This window comes from Streptomyces sp. NPDC048352 (assembly GCF_040651895.1).
Lineage (GTDB): Bacteria > Actinomycetota > Actinomycetes > Streptomycetales > Streptomycetaceae > Streptomyces.
This window is the reverse complement of the sequence record NZ_JBEZKZ010000142.1, coordinates 1-5,927: the sequence shown is the minus strand read 5'-3', so window position 1 is coordinate 5,927 and position 5,927 is coordinate 1. Positions and strand designations below refer to the sequence as shown.

Here is a 5,927-nt window from a genome sequence, read left to right as displayed (position 1 = left end):
GAACCGGGCGCCGCGCCCGGCCCGGGGAAGGCGGCCGGTACGGGCGCGCGGACGGGTGCCGCGGCGGATGCGGCGGCCGGTGCCGCCGTCGGCCCCGAAGCCGGCCGGGGGCCGGAGGGGCCCGGGGGCGCCGAGCCGGAGAAGGCCGCGCCCGCCGCGCAGAGCGCCGCGCGGTCCCGGCGCTTCCCCACCGTCACCCAGGACACGGCCCGCCCCGAGGGCGCCGGCCGTGCCATCCCCGGAGCGGTGTCCACGCCCGCCCGTCAGTGGCCGATGCTCAGCGTCCTCGGCGCCACCGCGGTCGGGCTGCTGTCCACCGCGGTGGGCCATCCGCGGGTCGGCTGCCTGGTGATGGGCGTCGCGCTGATCGCGGCCGCGGTACTGCGCCGCGTCCTGCCCTCGGTGGGCATGCTCGCGGTGCGCTCCCGCTTCACGGACATGATCACGTACGGGGTGCTGGGGGTGGCCATCACCCTGCTCGCGCTGGTGATGGAGCCGCAGGGGCTGGAGATCCCGTTCCTGGAGAGCGTGGTCCGCTTCACCGTCCGCTAGTGAGGTCCAGCAGGGCGTCCAGGGCCGCGGCGACGGCCGGACGGGACTCCGTACCGGCCCGCACCAGTGCCTGGAGGGTCCGCCCCCGGCCCGGCAGCTCCACCACCGCCGTGCCGGGCGGCGGCGCGTCGCACAGCAGCTTCGGCAGGACCGCGGCGGCCCGCCCGGCGGCGACCAGCCACAGCCCGGCCCGCAGGTCGGCGCACTCGTGCGCGATGCGCGGGGTGAACCCGGCGTTGCGGCAGGTGTGCACGAGCATCTCCCGGCAGCTGCTCGGGGCCGGCGCCGACACCCAGTCGGCCCCGCGCAGCGCCGCCGGCCCCTCCCGCTCGTAGGCCGGCAGCAGCGCCTCGGGCAGCGCCAGGCACAGCGGGTCCTCGAACAGCGGGACGGCGGTGGTGCCGCTCGCGGGCGCGGCGCCGAGCAGGGGGTACGCGTACGTCACCGCGAGGTCCAGGCGCCGCCCGCGCAGCTGCGGCACGGCCTCCTCCGGGTCCGCCTGGACCACGCGCGGCCGCAGGCCCGGGTGGCGCCGGGCCAGGGCGGCGACGAGCGGCGCGGCGACCGTGGCCAGCGCGCTCGGGGCGCAGCCGACGTACAGCTCCCCGGCCGGGCCGGTGTCGAGGGCCCGTACCGCCCCCTCGGCGCGTTCCAGCGCGGCCAGCACCGGCTCGCAGGCGGCGGCGAGCGCCGCGCCGGCCGGGGTGAGCCGCAGGCCGCGCCCCTCCCGCTCGACGAGGGCGGCGCCCGCCTCGGCCTCCAGGGCGCGCAGCTGCTGCGAGACCGCGGAGGGGGTCACCCGGTGCAGCTCGGCGACCACGGTCACCTTCCCGTGCTCGGCCAGGTCCCGGAGTATGACCATCCGTTTCACGTCAAGCATGAGCTCAGCTTAACGACGGGTGTAGCTGAAGTAGCTGGACTTCACGGTGGCCGGGGCGGAAGCTCGTCGTATGAATCCTCTGAAGGTGCTCCTGGTCGGAGCCGGCGGAACCCTCGGCCGCGCCGTCCACACCGCCCTGCGCGAGCGCGGCCACGACGTGGTCACCGCCTCCCGCAAGGGTGCGGACCTGTACGTCGACATCACCGACCCGGAGTCCGTCCGGGCCCTGTACGACGCGGCCGGCCCGCTGGACGCGGTGGCGAACGCCGCCGGCAGCGTCCCCTGGCGGCCGCTGTCCTCGCTGACCACCGCCGACGTCCGCGAGGGCCTGGAGGGCAAGGCCGTCAGCCAGATCGAGCTGGTCCGCCAGGGCGCCGCCCGGCTGCCCGCGCACGCCTCCTTCACCCTGATCACCGGCATCCTGGCGCGCGAACCCCTGCTCACCGGCTCCGTCGCCTCCCTCGTCAACGGCGCGGTCGAGGCCTTCGTGCGGGCCGCCGCCATCGAACTGCCGGGCCGCCAGCGGATCAACGCCGTCAGCCCGACCGTCTTCACCGAGTCCCTCGACGCGTACGGGGACACCTTCGCCGGATTCGACCCGGTGCCGGTCGCCCGCGCGGCGAACGCCTACGTCAAGTCCGTCGAAGGGCACCGGACCGGGGAGGTCTTCCGGGTGGAGTAGGACGCGGGCGCAGGCCCGCCACCCGGCCGGACCTTCGAAACGCCGGGCCCCGGCCCTCCGTGTGCCGTGGACCACAGGGACCGGGGGATTGGGGGCCCCGCGGGTCGGATAGCCTGACCGCGGATGTCTCTTCACGTCAAGATTCACAGGACAGGGAAGCGGCGTCCTCCCCAGTACTTGGGACCCAGCACATGGGGCGGGGACGCCCCACCGCCAGCTGTCTAACGGAGAAGGCCATGACCCGCACTCCCGTGAATGTCACTGTCACCGGCGCCGCCGGCCAGATCGGCTACGCGCTGCTCTTCCGCATCGCGTCCGGCCACCTGCTCGGCGCGGACGTGCCGGTCAAGCTCCGCCTCCTGGAGATCCCCCAGGGCATGAAGGCCGCCGAGGGCACCGCCATGGAGCTCGACGACTGCGCCTTCCCGCTCCTGAAGGGCATCGACATCTTCGACGACCCGAACCAGGGCTTCGACGGCGCCAACGTCGCGCTGCTCGTGGGCGCCCGCCCGCGCACCAAGGGCATGGAGCGCGGTGACCTGCTCTCCGCCAACGGCGGCATCTTCAAGCCGCAGGGCGCCGCGATCAACGCGCACGCGGCCGACGACATCAAGGTCCTGGTCGTGGGCAACCCGGCCAACACCAACGCGCTCATCGCGCAGGCCGCCGCCCCGGACGTACCGGCCGAGCGCTTCACCGCGATGACCCGCCTGGACCACAACCGGGCGATCTCGCAGCTCGCGCAGAAGACCGGTGCCGACGTCACCGACATCAAGCGCCTGACCATCTGGGGCAACCACTCGGCGACCCAGTACCCCGACATCTTCCACGCGGAGATCGCCGGCAAGAACGCCGCCGAGGTCGTGAACGACCAGCAGTGGCTGGCCGACACCTTCATCCCGACCGTCGCCAAGCGCGGTGCCGCGATCATCGACGCCCGTGGCGCCTCCTCGGCCGCCTCGGCCGCCAACGCCGCCATCGACCACGTGCACACCTGGGTCAACGGCACCGCCGCGGGCGACTGGACCTCCATGGGCATCCCGTCGGACGGCTCCTACGGCGTCCCGGAGGGCATCATCTCCTCCTTCCCCGTCACCTGCGCCGACGGCAAGTACGAGATCGTCCAGGACCTGGACGTCAACGAGTTCTCCCGGACCCGCATCGACGCGTCCGTGGCGGAGCTCGTCGAGGAGCGCGACGCGGTGCGCGAGCTCGGCCTGATCTGACCGAGCCGGTCTCCGGCGGGCCGATCCCGGCGCGCCGACGGCGGCCGCTGATCGGGTTCACCCGATCGTGTGCGCGTCGCGAACGTCCTTGCGCCCCGGCCAAACCTGGCCGGGGCGCTTTGGCGTGAAAGCACCTGTCTATCCCTGTAGGTGGAAAATAAGGTCGCCCGGTGACCGACCACCTGATTCCCCCTCAGTCCGGCGGCGGTGACGCCGGGGCGGACCCTCGCCACGGCCGCCCACCGGTGCACCCCGCGGTCAGCGAGGCCGGCCGCCTCCTGTGCGCGGGAACCTACCTCGACGCCGCGTACCGCGACCGCGTGATCGACGAGCTGTACGTCCACGAAGAGCGCATCGCCGCCCCGTCCTACGGCTTCGACGCCACCCGCGTGCTCGCCCACGCGCTGCGCGCCCGCCGCATCGAACTGGCCTGGGCCGGCGGGATCATCGGCGCCTGGCTGGTGGGCTCCCTGCTGACCAGCGGGGGCCTCACCCTGCTGCTCGTCCCCTTCCTGATGCTGAGCCTGGCCAACTGGCTGCGCGCCCGGCGCAACCCCCTCGTACGCTTCCTCGGGCTGCTGGTGCGGATCTACGCGTGGATCTCGCTGCTCCTCGTCGTCTTCGGGCTCTGGGCGGCCGCGACCGGGGAGGCACTGGCCATCGCCGAGTTCCTGGACTTCTTCTCGCTCACCTCGGGCAGCTCCGGATACGGGTCCGGCGGGTACGGGGAGTACGGCCGCTACAGCGGATCCGGGGATCCGTCCGGCTCGCCGATCGTCTGGCTGACCCCCGCGGTGTTCGCGGCCGTCGTGGCCCTCGTCGCCCTCCAGCGCGGGCACGCCGCCCGGATCGTCTCCACCGAACTCTCCCCGCCCCGGTACGCCGACCAGGCGAACGACCCCGCCGAGAGCACCCAGAGCCCCCGCTTCGCCCGGGTCCGCGCCCGGATCCGGGGCGAACAGCACGCCCCGCTGGTCATGTACAACATCAACGCCCCGTTCACCGGGGCGGGCGCCGCCTTCCGGCCCTGGCAGCTGTCCGTCGAACTGCGCCCCCGCGAAGGCCTCGACCCCGGCCAGAAGCCGCAGCCCGTCACCAACGCCCACATCGTGCAGCGCATCGTCCCGCTGCTGCACGCCCTGCGCGTGCCGTCGCCGCACGGCACGCGGGCGGCCCAGGACGCCGTGCTGGACCGGCTGCGCGAGCTGGTCGTCGACGAGTGCGTCTTCCTGCCGGCCGTCGGGCTCCCGCACCGGGACGTGGCTCCGCTGACCCCGCAGCAGTTCGCCGAGCACCGGCTCGGCGCCATAGAGGAGGGCGGGGAGCGGCGCAGGCACTTCCTGCGCATCCGGGTCGGCGGCTGGGACGAGAACCTCGTCGTCACCGTCTTCGTACGGGTCCACACCCAGGGCCGCATGCTGATGCTGGAAGTGGCCCCGCACGTGCTGCTGCCGGTGCGCACCCGGTTCCAGAACGCCGACGCGGCCGCCCAGCGCCTGCTGAACAACACCTGGTTCGGCAAGGCGGTCGAGGCGCTGGCCGCGACCCCCGGCTCGTTCGCCGGATCCGTCGCCACCCTGGGCCGCGGCGTCGCCAGCTGGTGGCGGATCGTCACCGGCGGCCACGGCGGAGCGCGCCCGGAGGGGCCTGAGCTGTCCGTGCGGGAACTCGCCGCCCAGGACGACGGCTCCCTCTTCCACCTCATGGACCTCGCCCGGTACCTCAAAACCATTCAGGACCGGGTGGTCGGCGGGGTTACCGTCGCCCTGCACGAGTCCGGCTGGCACACCGAGGAGTTCGCGCAGCGAGCGGTGCACGTCGCCGAGGGCGGCATCTACATCCAGTCGATGAACAACAGCGCGGCCAGCTTCAACGGCAGCCACAACACCAACACCGTCGGCACGAGCGGCAGGGGGAGAAGCGGTGGGAACTGACGACCAGCGCGGGATCCGGATGGACAACGTACACGGCAGCGCCGTGAGCTTCGGTGGCAGCAACAACACCAACACCGTCCACAACGGCGGCGGTGCGCAGGACCGGGCACCCGGCGCGGAGGAACTGCTGGAGGCCGTACGCGAACTGCGCGCCGCCCTCGTCCGGCTGCCCCGCAGCACCGAGCGGGCGGCGCTCGACGCCGAACTCGACGAGGCCGCCGGGGAACTGGAGGAGGCCGAACAGATCCGGCCAGGCCTGCCCGCGCGGCTGCGCGGCGCGCTGGAGCGGTGGGCCCCGCTGGTGGAGACGCTGAGCGCGGCCACCGCGCTGGGCGGGCTGCTCGCCTCGCTGGGAGGCTGACCGGTGCCCTCGTCCGACGGTGCCCGCTGGGACCCGCAGTCGCAGCGGTGGGAGTGGGGTCCGGCCCCGGCGGCGGCCCCCGCGCCGGATCCGGGTCCGGCGGCCGGATCCCCGGCGGCTCCCGACCGGGCCGCCGCGCCGCCGCAGCCGCCCGCGCAGCCGCCCATGCCGCCGCAGCTGCCCACCCTGCCTCTGACGCCGCCCGGGCCGACCGGGTCCGGGTACCACGAGCCGTGGCCCCCGGTGCCGCCCCCGCCCCCGCCGCCCCCGCCGGCCCCGGCGCCAGGAAGGG

6 protein-coding genes are annotated in these 5,927 nt (G+C 74.4%); 5 read left to right on the top strand and 1 reads right to left on the bottom strand.

Going from position 1 to position 5,927, the window contains the following annotated elements; translation table 11 throughout:
- On the top strand, positions 1-552 hold a 552-nt coding region (locus AB0D45_RS34370), incomplete at its 5' end, for a DUF3017 domain-containing protein (protein ID WP_362466526.1).
- Here the strand turns inward: AB0D45_RS34370 and AB0D45_RS34365 are convergent.
- A complete protein-coding gene (locus AB0D45_RS34365; RefSeq protein WP_362466523.1) occupies positions 539-1,432 on the bottom strand; it encodes a LysR family transcriptional regulator in 894 nt (297 codons plus the stop codon). The two genes, AB0D45_RS34370 and AB0D45_RS34365, sit on opposite strands and share 14 nt — an antisense overlap.
- Positions 1,433-1,511: 79 nt before the next feature.
- Between AB0D45_RS34365 and AB0D45_RS34360 the strand changes: the two genes are divergently transcribed.
- The 4 genes from AB0D45_RS34360 (at position 1,512) to AB0D45_RS34345 (ending at position 5,635) form a co-directional block, all read left to right on the top strand.
- Positions 1,512-2,114 (top strand): short chain dehydrogenase, encoded by a 603-nt coding sequence (locus AB0D45_RS34360; RefSeq protein ID WP_362466529.1) that lies wholly within the window; start codon positions 1,512-1,514, stop codon positions 2,112-2,114.
- Between the two features lie 236 nt (positions 2,115-2,350).
- Positions 2,351-3,340 carry a malate dehydrogenase gene (locus AB0D45_RS34355; RefSeq protein ID WP_362466520.1) on the top strand — a complete coding sequence of 330 codons (990 nt, stop codon included), beginning with the start codon at positions 2,351-2,353 and terminating at the stop codon, positions 3,338-3,340.
- 170 nt (positions 3,341-3,510) lie between these two features.
- Positions 3,511-5,274 (top strand): hypothetical protein, encoded by a 1,764-nt coding sequence (locus AB0D45_RS34350; RefSeq protein WP_362466517.1) that lies wholly within the window; start codon positions 3,511-3,513, stop codon positions 5,272-5,274.
- Positions 5,264-5,635, top strand: a complete 372-nt coding sequence (locus tag AB0D45_RS34345) for a hypothetical protein (protein WP_361608312.1) — start codon at positions 5,264-5,266, stop codon at positions 5,633-5,635. The genes AB0D45_RS34350 and AB0D45_RS34345 overlap by 11 nt, the downstream gene beginning before the upstream one ends.
- The last annotated feature ends 292 nt before the right edge of the window (positions 5,636-5,927 follow it).

Bases quoted from the DNA above. Each gene is read 5' to 3' on its own strand.
- AB0D45_RS34365 (WP_362466523.1), bottom strand. From the start codon at position 1,432: ATGCTTGACGTGAAACGGATGGTCATACTCCGGGACCTGGCCGAGCAC.
- AB0D45_RS34355 (WP_362466520.1), top strand. From the start codon at position 2,351: ATGACCCGCACTCCCGTGAATGTCACTGTCACCGGCGCCGCCGGCCAG.